General features: G+C 34.5%; 20 protein-coding genes and 1 riboswitch. Of the genes, 19 read left to right on the top strand and 1 reads right to left on the bottom strand.

Features of this window, described 5'->3' with window-relative positions:
* The first annotated feature begins 130 nt into the window (after positions 1-130).
* Positions 131-1,216, top strand: a complete 1,086-nt coding sequence (locus tag G7082_RS00810) for a glycerate kinase (RefSeq protein WP_166033283.1) — start codon at positions 131-133, stop codon at positions 1,214-1,216.
* 38 nt (positions 1,217-1,254) lie between these two features.
* Positions 1,255-1,371: riboswitch (cobalamin riboswitch) on the top strand.
* A gap of 103 nt (positions 1,372-1,474) precedes the next feature.
* On the opposite strand, the gene G7082_RS00805 is transcribed toward G7082_RS00810, so the two are convergent.
* Positions 1,475-2,464, bottom strand: a complete 990-nt coding sequence (locus tag G7082_RS00805; protein ID WP_166033282.1) for a PocR ligand-binding domain-containing protein — start codon at positions 2,462-2,464, stop codon at positions 1,475-1,477.
* 277 nt (positions 2,465-2,741) lie between these two features.
* Here G7082_RS00805 and G7082_RS00800 point away from each other — a divergent pair, with 277 nt between their 5' ends.
* The 18 genes from G7082_RS00800 (at position 2,742) to G7082_RS00715 (ending at position 16,813) form a co-directional block, all read left to right on the top strand.
* Positions 2,742-3,038: a BMC domain-containing protein gene (locus tag G7082_RS00800; protein ID WP_166033281.1), complete on the top strand. Its 297-nt coding sequence runs from the start codon at positions 2,742-2,744 to the stop codon at positions 3,036-3,038.
* The gene (gene pduB, locus G7082_RS00795; protein ID WP_166033280.1) at positions 3,038-3,847 is read left to right on the top strand and encodes a propanediol utilization microcompartment protein PduB; all 810 of its coding nucleotides are present in this window, start codon (positions 3,038-3,040) and stop codon (positions 3,845-3,847) included. The genes G7082_RS00800 and pduB overlap by 1 nt, the downstream gene beginning before the upstream one ends.
* Positions 3,848-3,868: 21 nt before the next feature.
* Positions 3,869-5,533 carry a propanediol/glycerol family dehydratase large subunit gene (locus G7082_RS00790; protein WP_166033279.1) on the top strand — a complete coding sequence of 555 codons (1,665 nt, stop codon included), beginning with the start codon at positions 3,869-3,871 and terminating at the stop codon, positions 5,531-5,533.
* Positions 5,534-5,553: 20 nt separating this feature from the next.
* On the top strand, positions 5,554-6,264 hold the full coding sequence (locus G7082_RS00785; protein WP_166033278.1) for a propanediol/glycerol family dehydratase medium subunit: 711 nt from the start codon (positions 5,554-5,556) through the stop codon (positions 6,262-6,264).
* Between the two features lie 23 nt (positions 6,265-6,287).
* Entirely contained in the window at positions 6,288-6,800 is a 513-nt protein-coding gene (locus tag G7082_RS00780; RefSeq protein ID WP_202983141.1) for a diol dehydratase small subunit, read from the top strand.
* A gap of 14 nt (positions 6,801-6,814) precedes the next feature.
* On the top strand, positions 6,815-8,659 hold the full coding sequence (locus G7082_RS00775; protein WP_166033276.1) for a diol dehydratase reactivase subunit alpha: 1,845 nt from the start codon (positions 6,815-6,817) through the stop codon (positions 8,657-8,659).
* On the top strand, positions 8,652-8,978 hold the full coding sequence (locus G7082_RS00770; RefSeq protein WP_166033275.1) for a glycerol dehydratase reactivase beta/small subunit family protein: 327 nt from the start codon (positions 8,652-8,654) through the stop codon (positions 8,976-8,978). Before G7082_RS00775 ends, G7082_RS00770 begins: the two co-directional genes overlap by 8 nt.
* Positions 8,979-8,989: 11 nt before the next feature.
* Positions 8,990-9,484: a BMC domain-containing protein gene (locus G7082_RS00765; protein WP_166033274.1), complete on the top strand. Its 495-nt coding sequence runs from the start codon at positions 8,990-8,992 to the stop codon at positions 9,482-9,484.
* A 12-nt stretch (positions 9,485-9,496) separates the two neighbouring features.
* Positions 9,497-9,775, top strand: coding sequence for a BMC domain-containing protein (locus G7082_RS00760; protein WP_275115403.1), 279 nt, complete (start codon positions 9,497-9,499; stop codon positions 9,773-9,775).
* 22 nt (positions 9,776-9,797) lie between these two features.
* Positions 9,798-10,421 carry a phosphate propanoyltransferase gene (pduL, locus tag G7082_RS00755; RefSeq protein ID WP_166033272.1) on the top strand — a complete coding sequence of 208 codons (624 nt, stop codon included), beginning with the start codon at positions 9,798-9,800 and terminating at the stop codon, positions 10,419-10,421.
* Between the two features lie 104 nt (positions 10,422-10,525).
* Positions 10,526-11,038, top strand: a complete 513-nt coding sequence (pduM, locus tag G7082_RS00750) for a PduM family microcompartment protein (protein ID WP_166033271.1) — start codon at positions 10,526-10,528, stop codon at positions 11,036-11,038.
* Positions 11,020-11,292 (top strand): EutN/CcmL family microcompartment protein, encoded by a 273-nt coding sequence (locus G7082_RS00745; RefSeq protein ID WP_166033270.1) that lies wholly within the window; start codon positions 11,020-11,022, stop codon positions 11,290-11,292. Before pduM ends, G7082_RS00745 begins: the two co-directional genes overlap by 19 nt.
* 19 nt (positions 11,293-11,311) lie before the next feature.
* Complete coding sequence (locus G7082_RS00740; protein WP_166033269.1) at positions 11,312-11,896, top strand: cob(I)yrinic acid a,c-diamide adenosyltransferase; 585 nt, start codon at positions 11,312-11,314, stop codon at positions 11,894-11,896.
* Entirely contained in the window at positions 11,889-12,368 is a 480-nt protein-coding gene (locus G7082_RS00735; RefSeq protein ID WP_238842676.1) for a GlcG/HbpS family heme-binding protein, read from the top strand. The genes G7082_RS00740 and G7082_RS00735 overlap by 8 nt, the downstream gene beginning before the upstream one ends.
* The gene (locus G7082_RS00730; RefSeq protein WP_166033267.1) at positions 12,356-13,768 is read left to right on the top strand and encodes an aldehyde dehydrogenase family protein; all 1,413 of its coding nucleotides are present in this window, start codon (positions 12,356-12,358) and stop codon (positions 13,766-13,768) included. The genes G7082_RS00735 and G7082_RS00730 overlap by 13 nt, the downstream gene beginning before the upstream one ends.
* Position 13,769: 1 nt before the next feature.
* On the top strand, positions 13,770-14,888 hold the full coding sequence (locus G7082_RS00725; protein WP_166033266.1) for a 1-propanol dehydrogenase PduQ: 1,119 nt from the start codon (positions 13,770-13,772) through the stop codon (positions 14,886-14,888).
* A 20-nt stretch (positions 14,889-14,908) separates the two neighbouring features.
* The gene (locus tag G7082_RS00720) at positions 14,909-15,616 is read left to right on the top strand and encodes an MIP/aquaporin family protein (RefSeq protein WP_166033265.1); all 708 of its coding nucleotides are present in this window, start codon (positions 14,909-14,911) and stop codon (positions 15,614-15,616) included.
* A 21-nt stretch (positions 15,617-15,637) separates the two neighbouring features.
* Positions 15,638-16,813: an acetate/propionate family kinase gene (locus tag G7082_RS00715; protein WP_166033264.1), complete on the top strand. Its 1,176-nt coding sequence runs from the start codon at positions 15,638-15,640 to the stop codon at positions 16,811-16,813.
* The last annotated feature ends 198 nt before the right edge of the window (positions 16,814-17,011 follow it).

The following is a 17,011-nucleotide window of genomic DNA, read 5'->3' as shown; positions in this document are numbered from 1 at the left end:
ATGAATCGAAAAATCGCTAGGAATTTAAATTCCTGGCGATTTTTAGTATTTTTAAAGTAACAAAATAGTAATAGAATCTGGACAATATTTTCTTAGTAGTTTTTGATATGATAAACATGGGGAGATAAATATGGTAGATATATTTACAATGAGTCCTTTATTTAACGATATTGAATCAGATCAATCATTTATTATTGATATTAACAAATGGTTATCAAAAGAAAATATAAAGGCGAAACTTAAACTATTTCCATATGTTGATTACAATGAGCCGCTCCAAACGGCTTTAGAATACTATAATCAACCTATTCGAAATATCGTGACAGAAGGTTATTTCGGCTTTTCAACAGAGTCGAGGTATGGCTACGCTAATTCTAATGAAATACTAATACTCGATGTGGGATCTATCTTGGGTAATAACATAGTGCCGCAAATAGCGAAAGCACCTTTAATGTCGAGCACACATGAAATTGGTAGAGTATTAAAGAAAAAAGTTAAATCAGAAACTAAAAAAATCATTTTTGTAAATATTACTAATATGGCACCAGATCTTGGTTTTGGTTTCTTAGAAGAGTTAGGTATAGAATTTTTTGATAGAAGTAATAAAAAAATGAAAATAAGTAGTGGTAAAATTGGCCAAATTAATAGTTTTTCTTATGAAAGATTACCTCGTAAGTGGCTTAATTACGAGTATTTTATTCTCAATAATGTTGATGGATTTATTCCGCTGACAGGTGACAATAGCATATCTTATAAGAATCAAATACTAACAGGGGCGAGCCCTGAGATCGCTAAATTGTTAGATCGTGAAACGCTGAAGGTTGTTAATACGTTTGAAAAAATATTAGATAAAAGGATTATGTATCAACCGGAAGCGAGTGTAGGAAATGGTTTTGCCTTTGGGTGTCTATCTTTTTTTAGAAATGTTGTAGTTCAAGATCAGTTCCAAGCATTTTTAGATTTAACTGATTTTGGAGAGGATATCCAACAATCAGATTATTTTATTTTACCAGACTATCATTTATCATTTAGAAGCTTGTTAGAAAAACAAAATAAGGTGTCCTTCATTTTATCAAATGAGGCAATGAATTTGAGTCGGAAGAATGAGATAGAAGTTCCTACAATGGAAATTTGTATTGAAAATAAAAAATGGCTCCAAAGACAAATTCAAACTATGATAAAAGTATTTTATCTAAATCGGATTGTTAATAAATAAACAAAGTGATATAATGAATTCAAATTTAAATATTATAGAAGGAAATCAGTTAGAATCTGATGCTATACCCGTAACTGTAATGTGGACAATATAAATAACCACGACGTATTTTTGTTGGAAGGATTTATAGAGGATGAAGCAAAGCCAGGATACTTCTTACCATGATTTTTTCGGGAATAAGAAAATCGATGTGCGTATTTTTGTGTAGACAAAAAGAGTATTTCGTTTTTCGAAATGCTCTTTTTTTAATATATTTAATTAATTATATTTTGATTCATTTTGAATAATTTGGCGATACTCTCTAGGAGACATACCTGTAACGCGTTTAAAAATCTTACTAAAGTAGCTAGATTGAGAAAAACCGAGACTATGAGCAATACTATCAATTGACCAAGTAGAATCTTGAAGTAAAATTTTTGATCGATTAATTTTCTTTTCATTCACATAGTCAATGAAATTTTTTCCAACTTCTTTTTTAAATAATTTGCTAAAGTAATAACCAGATAAATAAACATGATCAGCGACTTCATCTAAGGTGATGACTTCATTAAGGTGTCGATTAATATAATTAAGAGCATCTACTATTTCTTGTCGTTCCGATGTGTTTTTTTCAAGAAGATTAGCGGGACTTTCAACGTTAGTTAAAGAAATTTTTTCTTCATTCGAAGTAGGTTGCTCATTTTTTGAAAAAAGATGATTTGGAATATTAATAGGCTCTTTGACTGATAGATGACTACTCATAATATCAGAAAGATAATAGTTAATAATAATTGTTAGTAACTGACTACCAGCTTTAATCTTTTCAGGTGTTGTAAATGGCATATTATCATAGGCTTCTTTAAAAATCGGGTCTTTATCCCAATTTGTTTTTTCATTGATTATTGGTTGAAAACTTGAAATGTCTTGAATTTTTGTTTGGCCACAAAGAATATAACCAATAACTTGTTTGTCAATTGTGACAGGATAGGAAAAATCAACTAATCCGGCATGACAAATATAAGGTGTAGTCATATTATTTTTTAGGGAACTCCGACCACCAAACATGTCACAATTTTGACAGAGCTGTCTAGTATCGTCGTCATTTCTCATTAATTGACAAAAAGGTGAAAAGCCATATCCAGCAGTTAGTTCATTACCTTGAGTATCTACTAATATTGTGGCAAGTCCTGTTGCTTCAGTAAATTCACTAAGTATGGTATCTAATATTTTTTGATGAGACTCAAGATATTGGGAATGATCGTCTGTCATATTATACTTTCCTTTCTAAGAAATTTATTATGAATAATTTGCTCAGTAATTAACAAGAAAATGTTAATCCTTATTAATTATACCTTAATATTATTTAATGTGAAGTTATTTAAAACAGTTGTTTTTGTTTTTTTTTTTATAATCGGAATAACAAAATAGTGTTAAAAAAAATAAAAGTGAAGACTATCACAAAAAAGCTATGACAAAAATGTCGTAGTTTTTTTTTTTATACTCAACTTGTAAGAAAAACAAAACAAGAAATTTAGGAGGATCTATCATGCAACAAGAAGCATTAGGATTAATAGAAACTAAAGGCTTAATTGCCTCTGTAAACGCAGCAGACGCAATGGTTAAAGCAGCCAACGTACAGCTTGTTGGTCAAGAGAAAATTGGACAAGGACTTATTACAACCATGATCCGTGGGGATGTTGGTGCTGTGAAGGCAGCAGTTGATGCAGGTGTTGTGGCAGCAGAGTCAATTGGCGAAGTTATTTCTAATTATGTTATTCCTCGCCCTCACACAGATGTCGAAAAAATTCTACCTATGATTAGTATGGAAAGAGTTAGTGAATAATGATGACTGCTAATGAGGAAGAAATTTTAAATAGAGTAATGGAAAAATTAATATCATCTTCAGATTTGGTGAAAGATGATGTTTTACCAAAGGATGAAAAGAAAATGACTAAAAAACAAAGTTCATTAACAGAATTTGTAGGAACTGCTAACGTTGGGGACACGATTGGTTTAGTAATCGCTAATGTTGATTCTCATTTGGCTAAAGTGATGAATTTAAAAAAAGATTATCGTTCTATTGGAATCATCGGTGCTAGATCCGGTGCTGGTCCACAAATTACAGCAGCAGACGAAGCGGTTAAATCAACGAACACTGAAATAGTAAGTGTTGAGTTACCTAGAGATACTAAAGGTGGCGGTGGACATGGTGTCTTAATTATTTTTGGTGGAGAAGATGTGTCTGACGTTAGACGTGCCGTTGAAATAACGCTTAAAGATACAGAGAGAACTTTTGGGGATGTTTACAATAACGAAGCTGGACATATTGAATTACAATATTCAGCTCGTGCAAGTTATGCTCTTCAAGAAGCTTTTGGGGCAGAATTAGGCAAAGCTTACGGGTTGATAGCTGCAGCACCTGCTGCAATTGGTGTTGTGATGGCTGATACAGCAGTAAAAGCAGCCAATGTTGAAGTGATTTCATATGCTTCACCAAATAACGGACAAAAATACTCAAATGAAGTAACGATTCATATAAAAGGCGATTCAGGTGCAGTTAAACAAGCAGTTATTGCTGCAAGAGAAGTTGGGAAAGATTTACTACATACTTTAGGTAGCGAACCAGTAAATGATTTTCCATCATACATTTAGTTGTTAGGAGGAAAAGAATAAATGAGACGTTCAAAAAGATTTGAAGTGCTTGAAAAGCGTGAAGTTCATAAGGATGGATTCGTTAAAGAGTGGATTGAAGAAGGCTTTATAGCAATGGAAAGTCCTAATGATCCAAAACCAAGTATTGTGATTGAGAACAATGTTATTACAGAATTAGATGGTAAAAAAAGAGCAGACTTTGATTTAATTGATTATTACATTGCAGATTATGGAATTGATAAAGACAATGCAGAAAAAGTGTTATCAATGGACTCAACTAAGTTAGCCACAATGATGGTTGATCCTAATGTAGCTCGTGATGAAATTATTAGTTTAACGACATCTATGACACCTGCAAAAATTGTTGATGTGGTGAGTCAAATGAACATGGTAGAACTGATGATGGCAATGCAAAAAATGCATGCTAGAAGAAGACCTGCAACTCAATCTCACGTCACTAATTTACGTGATAACCCTGTTCAAATTGCAGCGGATGCGGCAGAAGGAGCATTTAGAGGGTTTGCAGAGCAAGAAACAACGGTTGCAGTTGGTAGATATGCTCCCTTTAATGCGATTGCCATTTTAATTGGTTCTCAAGTAGGTCGTCCGGGTGTGTTAACTCAATGTTCTGTTGAAGAATCAGCTGAACTTGATTTAGGTATGCGTGGTTTTACATCATACGCTGAAACTATTTCTGTATATGGAACTGAACCAGTCTTTACCGATGGGGATGATACACCTTGGTCTAAAGGTTTCTTAGCATCTTGTTATGCTTCTCGTGGCTTAAAAATGCGTTTTACTTCGGGCTCTGGTTCTGAAGTAATGATGGGGTATGCAGAAGGAAATTCTATGCTTTATTTAGAAGCAAGATGTATTTTTATTACAAAAGCAAGTGGTGTTCAAGGACTTCAAAATGGAGCGGTAAGTTGCATCGGTATTCCAGGTTCTGTTCCTTCTGGTATTCGTGAAGTATTAGCAGAAAATCTTATCTGTTGTATGTTAGATCTAGAAGTAGCCTCTGGAAATGACCAAGCATTTTCTCATTCAGATATGCGACGTACTGAGAAATTAATGGGTCAATTTTTACCGGGAACAGATATTATCTCTTGTGGTTACTCTGCAGTACCAAATTACGATAATATGTTTGCCGGTTCTAATACAGATATTGAAGATGTTGATGATTACTTAGTCTTTCAACGTGATTTAAAAGTAGATGGTGGACTTCGCCCAGTAACAGAGGAAGAAACCATTAAAGTGAGAAATAAGGCAGCCAAAGCTATCCAAGTAATCTTTGAAGAACTAGGTCTTCCTAAAATTACGGATGAAGAAGTGGAAGCAGCAACTTATGCTCACGGATCAAAAGACATGCCTGAGCGCAATTTAGTAGAAGACATGAAAGCAGCTCAAGAAGTTCTAACAAGAGGATTAACAGGCGTTGATTTAGTTAAAGCTTTAGCTAATGGTGGTTTCAGAGATGTAGCAGACGATCTGTTGAGTTTATTGAAGCAACGTATTTCTGGAGATTTTTTACAAACCTCAGCTATTTTTGATGAAAATTTCAATGTTATTTCAGCAGTGAACGATTGTAATGATTATCAAGGGCCAGGAACAGGTTACCGACTAGAAGGAGAAGAGTGGGAAAAAGTAAAAGATATACCAATGGCAATTGACCCACGTTCTGTTTAGTGATGGAGAGGATGAAAAAAATGTCAGAAACAACGATTAATGAAAAATTGTTAAGAGAAATTATTCGAGATGTATTAAAAGAAATGCCTCTTGATGACAAAACAGTAACTTTTCAAGAGACAGTTACGACGAACTCTAATGAAAAAGAGTCACAGGATCGCGTAATTTTACCATTAAAAAAAGTAGATTGGTTTAAATCAACAGGTGAAGCTAGTGTTGGGGCATCTCAAGATGAAGTAATTGTGGCTGTTGCACCAGGGTTTGCTGAAGCAATGACGGAAAACTTACTTGGAATAAAACATAAGGAAATTCTACGCCAAGTTGTTGCTGGTATTGAAGAAGAAGGCTTACGAGCAAGAGTGGTTAAGGTGTTTAGAACAGCAGATGTTTCATTTATTGGAGCTGAAGCCGATAAATTATCAGGTTCAGGAGTAGCGATTGGGATTCAATCAAAAGGAACAACTATTATTCATCAAAAAGATTTAGAACCTTTATCTAATCTTGAATTATTTCCTCAAGCGCCAACTATCACTTTGGATACATATCGTGCGATTGGTAAAAATGCAGCGAAGTATGCTAAAGGTGAATCACCTGATCCAGTACCAACTGTAAGTGATCAAATGTCACGGGTTGCTTACCAAGCAAAATCAGCAATGATGCACATTAAAGAAACAAAATATGTGGTGATAGGTAAACCAGCAGAAGAAATCAAAGTAGATTTCTCTAAATAAGAGGAGGAATAAAAGTGACAGAGATGGAAAATTTGATAAAAAAAATCAAAGAACAAATGGAACTTTCTGAACAAGCACCACAAGGTAATGTGAGTGTAGCTGATCAACCAATTGTTGAAAAGACAATGGACGCTAGTGATTATCCACTATATGAAAAGCATCCAGATTTAGTTCGTGCTCCAAGTGGTAAAAAACTAGCAGATATTACATTAGACAGTGTTTTAGCCAATAAAGTTAACTCACAAGATTTACGTGTAACAAAGGAAACTTTGAAGTATCAAGGCGAGATAGCTGCTAATTCAGGAAGAGCTGCCATTCAACAAAATTTTGCAAGAGCAGCAGAATTAACAGCGATTCCAGATGATCGGTTATTAGAAATGTATGGAGCTTTAAGACCGTATCGCTCATCTAAACAAGAATTAATGGATTTAGCGAACGAATTAGAAAGTAAGTATCAAGCGACAATTACTGCTAATTTCTTCAGAGAAGCAGCTAGTTATTACGAAATACGAAAAAAATTAAAAGGTGATAACTAGATTAGGAGGCAATCATGAAAAAAATCATTGGTGTTGATATAGGAAATTCTTCTACAGAAGTGACATTAGCAACTGTCACATCCAATGGTAGTGTTGATTTTATTGCTTCTGCTTTATCAGAAACAACGGGTATTAAAGGAACGCGTCATAATTTAGTTGGAATTAAAAATGCGATTAATTTGGTCTTAGGAAAAGTAAGTTTAACAACTAAAGATATTGATCTTATACGAATTAATGAAGCGACACCAGTTATCGGTGATGTGGCTATGGAGACAATAACAGAAACAATCATAACTGAATCAACGATGATTGGTCATGACCCTAAGACCCCAGGTGGTAAGGGGATTGGTATTGGTTATACTGTTTTACTGCCAGATCTTTACGCACAACAAGATAAAACAAAAACATACATTGTTGTGATACCTAAAGAGATTGATTTTGACGATGCAGCACAGTTAATTAATTTATATGTTGAATTTGGCTTTAAAATAAGTGCGGCAATCTTACAAAGAGACGATGGTGTCTTGATTAATAATCGATTGAATCAAGTAATTCCAATCGTAGATGAAGTGGCATTTATAGATAAAGTTCCATTGAACATGTTAGCGGCTGTAGAAGTGGCTGATAAAGGTCAAGTCATTTCAGAATTGGCTAATCCATATGGCGTAGCAACTGTTTTTGATCTAAGTCCAGAAGAAACAAAAAATATTGTCCCTGTATCTCGGGCGTTGATTGGTAATCGCTCAGCGGTGGTTATTAAAACGCCAGAAGGTGACGTAAAAGCAAGAACAATACCAGCCGGACATTTGATTATCAAAGGTGATAATCATACAGAAAAGGTAGGAATATCTGCTGGAGCTAAAAAAATTATGAGTACAGTATCTGATTTTAAATCTATTGATAATGTAACAGGAGAACCTGGAACAAATATTGGCGGGATGTTAGAGCGTGTGCGCCAAACAATGGCTGATTTAACAGAAAAAGAATTGAAAAATATTTTTATTCAGGATTTATTAGCAGTGGATACGTTTGTTCCTTTAAATGTTAAAGGTGGTATAGCAGGAGAATTTTCTTTAGAGCAAGCAGTAGGAATAGCTTCAATGGTGAAGTCAGATCACTTGCAAATGTCAATTATTGCTGAACAAGTTGAAAAGGAAATTGGTATCCCGGTTGAAATAGGTGGTTCAGAAGCAGGAGCGGCTATTTTAGGTGCGCTGACAACGGCAGGAACGAATAAGCCATTAGCTATTTTAGATTTAGGTGCAGGCTCTACAGATGCTTCTATCATAGATAAAAATGGCAAAATAACCGCTATTCATTTAGCTGGTGCTGGAGATATGGTCACGATGATTATTGATTCCGAGCTTGGAATTGAAGATCGATATTTAGCAGAATCAATTAAAAAATATCCTTTGGCTAAAGTGGAAAGTCTATTTTACATTAGACATGAAGATGGGACGGTCGAGTTTTTTGAAAAAGCCTTACCAGCCAATATATTTGCCAAAGTTGTTGTTATCACGCCTGATGGATTTGTTCCAATTCCTGGAGATTTAAGTATTGAAAAAATTAAGATAGTCAGACAAACAGCTAAGGAACGAGTATTTGTTACTAACGCTTTGAGAGCTTTGGCTCATGTTAGCCCTACTGGAAATATTCGTGATATTCCATTTGTTGTCATTGTTGGTGGGTCGGCTCTTGATTTTGAAATTCCACAACTAGTAACAGAAGCGTTGTCCCATTATGCACTTGTTGCTGGAAGAGGAAATATTCGTAAAACAGAAGGTCCGAGAAACGCGGTTGCGACAGGTTTAGTTTTATCGTACTCAGATGAATTGAAGGGTGATGGTGACAATGAATAGACCAACAATCTATGTAACAAAAATGACACCATCAATTGATATCGATTATTTGCTGTATGGTATGGAAGAGGAAGGAATACCTAGTGAGACAAGGGAGTCGACTCGAAAAGAATTAATCAGTGCGGCGTTTGAACAAGCGATTAAATCACCCTTAGGAGTAGGTATTTCTGTTGATGAAAAAAAAGTAGTTCTTCACTTTAAGAATCTCCCAGAACAGGAACCTTTATTTGTTGTTACTAATGAGCCAGAGTCAATGATGATTCTTGGTCAAAATGCAGCACGGCTAGTAAAATGTATTCCGTTTAAATTAGATGTATAGGATGTGAAAAAATGAATCGAGCTTTGGGTATGATAGAAGTCGTTGGGTTTGCTTGTGCTGTTAATATTTCTGATGTAATGGTAAAAACTGCTGACGTGACAGTTATTGGAATTGAAAAAGCTAAAGGTGCAGGGTGGTTAACTGTGAAAGTTTTAGGCGATGTGGGAGCGGTAAATGCAGCGGTTGAATCAGGTGTCACAGTAGCTAAAAAAGATCAAGCATACATAGCTTCAAAAGTTATTCCTCGTTTAGGTGATGGTTTAGAGATTTGGTTAGAAAATGAACTGGACACTAGTACCAATAAATCAGAATTAAAATCTGAAGAAATTATTGAGACAACAGAAATAAGTGAAGCAGTTCATACGATTACTTCATTAGAAAAAGAAGTAGAAAGTGATGGCTACACGTGTAATTTATGTAAAGATTCAGATTGTAAGAGAAAAAAAGGTGAACCAAGAAAAGAATGTTCACACTATGCAGAATTAAAAGAAGAAACTATAAAATAATCGGAGGAATTTATTATGAATAACGCATTAGGAATGATCGAAACAAAAGGTTTAGTAGGAGCTATTGAAGCAGCAGATGCAATGGTTAAAGCAGCAAATGTTACGTTAGTAGGAACAGAAAAAATTGGTTCAGGTCTTGTAACTGTTATGGTTCGTGGTGATGTAGGTGCAGTAAAAGCTGCAGTTGATGCTGGAACTAGTGCAGCAGAATCAGTCGGCGAAGTATTTGCTTCTTACGTGATTCCTCGTCCTCATACAGATGTAGAAAGTATTTTACCAGAAAAAAAATAGTCAAAGAAAGTCAGGATAAAACATGAATGAAACAGAGTTAAGAGAGCTAGTAAAAAGAATAATTGAAGAAGAAATGCAACCTAAAATTCCAATCGGTGTATCTAATCATCATATTCATTTAACGCAATCTGATTTTGATACGTTATTTCCAGGTCAAGAAATGACAGTTAAAGTACCTTTAAAACAACCAGGAGAATTTGCATCTAATCAAACAGTAACAATTTTAGGCCCTAAGGGTGAAATTAATAACGTTCGCATCTTAGGTCCATGTAGAAAACGATCTCAAGTTGAGTTATCTAAAACAGAGGCGAGACAAATCGGTGTTAATGTTCCGATTAGAATGTCGGGTGACTTGGACGGTACTCCAAGTGTCATTGTTAAAACAAAAGAAGCTCAAATAGAAATTCAAGGAGCCATTGCGGCAAAACGTCATATTCACATGAGTGAAAAAGACGCTGAAATGTTAGACGTAAAAAAAGGCCAGGTAGTAAAAGTTTCAGTTGAGTCAGAGGGTAGAAGAACAATCTTTGATGATGTCATCGTTCGTCCTGATCCTAAATTTGTTTTAGAGATGCACATTGATACAGATGAAGCAAATGCAGCAAATGTAGGGAAAGGATGCATTGCGACATTAGTGAAAGAGTAAAAAAGAGCACCATAAACTAAAAAATTGTAGAGATCGTTGTCAAAATATCTAATATATTTGGTTTATGGTGTTGTGTTTGGATTAAAAAATTAAGGAGATTCACTATGGATGAGGAAAAACTAGTCCAGTTGATTAAAGAAAAATTAATAGCTAGAGAAACAGCTAAAACAGTTTTTTCTTATCAACATTATGGTCAGATAAATGCTTCTCCAGATTCTTCGATTTTCAAAAATTATCGAAGGGTTGAATTTAATGGTGTATCCATTCAGTTAATGAATGACTTATATAGATGTGAAAAAACACCTTGGATAGATTGGATTTTAACCGGTATATCTTATCAAACGGTATTTTATTTTGAAATAAATCAGTTTATTTTACCTTTTATTCCTTGGAAGATGCTAACTGGGTGGCCGATCAATTTTATCATTTCAACTTGTGAAGTTCATGCTTTTCAAGAGAGTATGATAACGAGATCAATGATTGTTGGTTTATTAGAAAGTAGTTATCTAGTGAAACTAAATCACCAAAAGATCACAGGCGAAGCGTTGGAGTTAATTAAAAGAAAAAAAATACAAGTGATAGAAAGGTCAAACCAATCATGTATATGGGAAAAGTAATTGGCTCTATTGAAGCGAGTCAAAAAGATCAGTCACTAATTGGAAAAAAGATGATGATTGTCCAACAAATTAATAGTGATAAAGAAGCCATTCGTTATGAAGAAGTTGCGACTGATACAGTAGGTGCAGGGATTGGCGAATATGTCCTTTTAGTCAAAGGTGCAGGTGCTAGAAAACCAAATAAAGAAATATCTCAAGGAAGAGATGTTGTAGATTGTGCCATCGTTGGTATTATTGATCGATTTAACAAGTAAAGAAGAGGTTGTGTTAAAAATGTCTATTTATACAAAGACAGGTGACAAGGGAACGACAAGTCTTTTTGATGGTCAACGAGTGAAAAAGTATTCCACAAGAGTGGATACTTATGGAACTTTTGATGAGTGTAATACGTGTATAAGTATCGCTGAAAAGTTCTGTCAAAACCAAGAAAATAAAGAATTTTTAATTCATTTACAATATAAAATGTTTCAACTTTCAGGAGAAATAGCAACAGTCAATCAACAAAAATTTCAAAATAAGAGTGAACAAATTTCTATTTCTGATATCAAAGAATTGGAAAAAAAAATTGATGAGTACACAGAAAAATTACCAAAAATTACAACGTTCATTTTACCTGGTACAAGTCTTGCGGGTGCTCATTTACATCAAGGGCGTGCAGTTTGTAGGCGGGGTGAAAGAATGTTAGTAGCCCTTTCTGAAGAAGAAGAAATCCGTCCAGAAATTTTACAATATGTTAATCGTCTTTCTGATTGTTTATATATTTTGGCAAGAGATGAAGATCATTTTGAGAGACAAGAAGCAAGAGTAACGGAAATAGTGCGTCGATACTATGAGAAAGAGAGTGAGTCTGTTGAATAATATAGATAAACTTGTTGAAAAGGCGTTAATAACGATTCAATCAGAAGCCTTATTCAGTAAAGAAAACTTACAAAAAACCATTGATGTAGCTGAAAGTAAAGCTCGAGAAATAGAGGTTCCAGTAACTATTTGTATTAGTGATCTTTCTGGTAATCCTAGAATGTTTTACCGAATGGAAGATGCAAAACTGGTTAGTCTAACATTAGCACCTAAAAAGGCTTTATCGGCGTTACTTATGCAAGCAGAAACGAAAGATTTAAATAAAGAAACGCAACCAAATGGTGAACTTTATCAAATAGAAACGATGATGGACGGAAAACTCGTAACGTTTGCTGGTGGCATTCCAATTTTTTATCAAGAGAAAATAATTGGTGCAATTGGTGTCAGTGGTGGAAAAGTATCAGAGGATCAAGAAATCTGTGAAACAGCAGTTAGAACATTTTTAAAAGGAGAATCATCATGTCAACTTTAGAAGAACAAATAAGAAAAATATTAGCAGAAGAACTTAATAATAATGAATCAACTGAAATTATTAATCATTCAACAGGTGATAAAGGGGTATTTAAAACTGTTAATGAAGCAGTTTTAGCAGCAAAAGCAGCCCAAGAAATTTTTGTTGATTGTTCAATGGAAACTCGGGACAAAGTGATTGAAAGTTTAAAAGAAGGATTTACTCCTTTACTTGATCATATTGCTTCTGAAATTTTGATTGAAACAGGAATGGGTACGAAAGAAGCCAAAATCAAAAAATTAGAAAATGCTTTATATAATACGCCAGGAACAGAAGACTTAACATCAGAAATCCAAACGGGTGATGGTGGATTGATTATGTATGAATACGCACCATTTGGTGTTATCGGTGCAGTGACACCAAGTACGAATCCTGTTGAAACAGTTATAGCCAATGCGATTATGATGTTAGCCGGTGGAAACACAGTTTATTTTAGTGTCCATCCAGGAGCTAAAAATATTTCTCGTTGGGCAGTTGAAAAATGTAACGAGTTTATTGAATCAGCAGTAGGATTGAAAAATCTGGTTGTAACAATCGAAAAACCTTCTATTGAAGCAGCTCAAGAAATGATGGTTCATCCTGATATTGCAGCTTTAGTTGTAACAGGTGGTCCTGGAGTGGTTCACCAAGCCATGATTAGTGGTAAAAAAGCGATTGGAGCAGGAGCAGGAAATCCACCAGCAATGGTAGATAGAACAGCTAATATTTCTTTAGCAGCTAAAAATATTGTTGAATCAGCAGCATTCGATAACAATATTCTTTGTACAGCAGAAAAAGAAGTCGTTGCTGAACAACCAATTAAGGATGAATTAATTCGCTTAATGGAAAAAGAAGGAGCTTTCTTAGTTACAAATTCAAAAGATATTGAAACCTTAACAGAGATGACGATTACAGAAAAAGGAACACCAAGTCGTGATTTCATAGGAAAAGACGCTCAATTCATTTTGGATAGTGCTAAAATCTCTTATTCTGGACAGCCTAAATTAATTATCTTAGAAACATCTAAAGATCACGACTTAGTGGTTAAAGAAATGTTAATGCCGATTGTACCAGTTGTATGTGCCAGAGATTTTGATGATATGCTAGCGACTGCTTTAGAAGTCGAAGGGAACAATCATCATACAGCATCAATCCATTCAGGAAATCTTGTGAACATAAATAAAGCAGCTCACAGAATGAACACATCAATTTTCGTTGTGAACGGTCCAACTTTTTCTGGAACAGGTGTCGGATTCACAGGAGCGTCAGCTTTAACTATTTCTACCCCAACTGGAGAAGGAACGACAACTGCTAAGACGTTTACACGTCGTCGTCGTTTAAATTCACCAGAAGGATTTTCTATGAGAGTTTGGAGGGACTAAAATGAATCAATTTATCATACCAACAAAAATTTATTCAGGTGTGGATAGTTTAGATATCTTAAAGCAACTTGCGAATCAACGAATATTAATGGTGTGTGATTCATTTTTACCAGGTACAGATAGTTTAAAAAGAATTCAAGAAAAAATTTCAACTAGTAATCAAGTAGAAATATTTTCTGATGTTAAACCTGATCCACCGTTAGATAATATTATGGCAGGTGTCGAAGTTTTTAAACTGTTTAAACCAACTGTCATGATTGGTATTGGTGGGGGTTCAGCAATCGATACAGCCAAAGCGATTCGTTATTTTTCTGAAAAACTAACCAACGAACCAATTGTCAGTTTTATTGCTATCCCAACAACAAGTGGGACAGGTTCAGAAGTAACTAATACAGCAGTCGTATCTGATACAAAAAATGGTGTTAAATTTCCGATTATTAAGGATCATTTAACACCAGATATTGCTTTGTTAGATCCAACTTTGGTTGTTAGTTCCCCTAAAAGTGTGACAGCTTATTCTGGTTTGGATGTGTTAACTCATGCTTTAGAAGCCCTAGTAGCAAAAGATAGCGATTTATTTACAGATGCTATGGCAGAAAAAGCGATTGATGTTATTTCTAACCAATTAACATTAGCTTATGATCATGGAGAAGATTTAAATCTTAGACAAAACATACATGAAGCTTCTTGTGAAGCAGGCTTAGCATTTAATATGGCAGGGTTAGGAATTTGTCATTCATTGGCCCATCAATTAGGGGCTAAGTTTCATGTGCCACATGGTCTAGCTAATGCTATGTTGTTACCGCATATTATTGCTTTTAATGGACAAGATGATAAAGTCGCTAAAAAGTACGCTGAAGCAATCAAAAAGTCTGGTATCGGGTCAGCTAGTTTAAGTGATCAAATGCAAATCAAGAGAATGGAAAAACATATTTTCAAAATGATGAAAGTTATGAATTGTCCTAAAACATTAGTTGAATTTGGTATCCCTGAAAAAGAGATATTAAGTAATCTTGATTGGATTGTTGATCATGCTAAAGAAGATGGAACATTTCCAGGAAATCCTATTGTTCCTTCTGATAATGAATTAAAAGAAATAGTTAAAAAAATAATTAAATAAACATAATAAGGAGTTTATACATGCAAGAATATATTGCTGAATTTATTGGTACGATGGTGTTAATTGTTTTAGGTATTGGTTTAGGTGCCAGTGTTAACTTAAAAAAAGCTTATGCTAAAGGTTCAAACTGGTTGTATATTTGCTTTGGTTGGGGGCTCGCTGTAGCTTTTGGTGTTTATGTTGCTGGCTTTTTGGGGTCAGAAGCTCATTTAAATCCAGCTGTAACAATTGCTTTTTCACTATCCGGTTTATTTGCTAAGGAAAAAGTGATTGGTTATATTATTGCTCAGTTTTTAGGTGCATTTGTGGGAGCAATCATCATTGCTATTCATTATTATCCGCATTTTAAAGAAGCGACATCCGAAGAAGATGGCAATCATATTGGTATTTTTGGGTCAGGTCCAGCAATACCGAATAAATTATTTAATTTTTTAAGTGAAATGATTGCTACTTTTTTCTTTGTTTTTATTTTGTTGAATTTAGGTAATTTTACTGAAGGATTAAAACCCTTGATTGTTGGATTAGTCATTACATCAGTTGGGTTAGCGTTAGGATCAACCACAGGATACGCGTTAAATCCGTGTCGTGATTTTAGCCCTAGATTGGTTTATGCTATTTTACCAATTCCAAATAAAGGTGACGCAAATATGAGTTATGCCTGGGTACCAATTGTAGGTCCAATTGTAGGTGCGATTCTAGCAACTTTACTATTCACGTTGCTTGCCTAAGTCAAAGAGAGGAAGAAAAATATGACAAAAATAATGGCAATTAATTCAGGTAGCTCTTCATTAAAATTTAAACTCTTTGAAATGCCAGAAGAGCATGTATTGGTTGAAGGTTCTTTTGAGAGAATTGGTTTTAAGAATGCTAATTTTTCATATAAACATGAAGGGACTAAAGCTTCAAGAGAATTAGAGATATTGAATCATGAACAGGCAGTTAACTTATTACTAGAGGTTTTAATTAACGAAAAAATGATTGCTTCGTTTGATGAAATTGAAGGTGTGGGCCATCGAATATCACATGGGGGAACGTATTATGCAGATGCAACGTTGATTGATGAAGTTGTAGAAGAGCGAATCGGAGAGCTGGGAATGTTGTCTCCATTACACAATCCAGTTAATTTAATTGGAATACGCTCATTCAAAAAAGTTCTACCTAATACAAAACAAGTTGCGATTTTTGATACGTCTTATCACCATACGATTCCTGAGAAAAATTATATGTATGCTTTACCTTATAAATATTATGAGAAATATGGTATCAGACGTTATGGGTTCCATGGTCCTAGTCATCAATACGTAGCAGAAGAATCTGCTAAACTAAATCCTAAAGGAAGTAAAACAATTACTTGCCATATTGGTAGTGGTGCCAGTGTTTCAGCAATCCTAAACGGTCAATCAATTAACTCATCCATGGGATTTACACCATTAGCGGGATTAGTTATGGGTACTCGTACGGGAGATTTGGATCCACAAATTCTACCTTTTATTCAAGAGCAAGAGAATTTAACTCCACAAGAAATGAAAGATGTTATGAATAAAGAATCAGGTTTATTAGGTTTGTCAGGTATTTCAAGTGACTATAGAGATATAGAGAAGGCTGCTGATGAAGGCGATGAACGAGCTCAACTGGCAATAGATGTGTTTGTCCATCAAGTCGTCCATTATATTGGGGCCTATGCAGCTGATTTAAATGGACTTGATACGTTAGTCTTTACCGCAGGAGTTGGTGAACATTCATCTCGAGTTAGAACTAATATTACGGATTATCTAACTTATCTAGGTGTTGAGATAGATGAAGAAAAGAATAAAAAAGATGAATTATTTATTGAAACAGGAAATAGCCGAGTAAAAGTATTAGTTATTCCAACAGATGAAGAAGTAATCATTGCTAGAGATGTTATGAGAATCGGCAAATTATAACAAAATAAAAAAATGAAACAGAGTGAGAAATCGTTCTGTTTCATTTTTTTCCAAAGAAATATCCACACAATTTATCGATATTAGTAAAAATTATTAGAACATTAACTTAATTTACATAAAATAGATGTATAAATTACTATTTATTTGTAATAAAGAGTTTTAATTTTGTATAACTAATGCTAAAATGTTTAAGATGAA

The organism is Vagococcus hydrophili (assembly GCF_011304195.1).
Taxonomy (GTDB): domain Bacteria; phylum Bacillota; class Bacilli; order Lactobacillales; family Vagococcaceae; genus Vagococcus; species Vagococcus hydrophili.
Note: the sequence above shows the minus strand (reverse complement) of the source record. Positions and strands in the feature narration are given on the sequence as shown.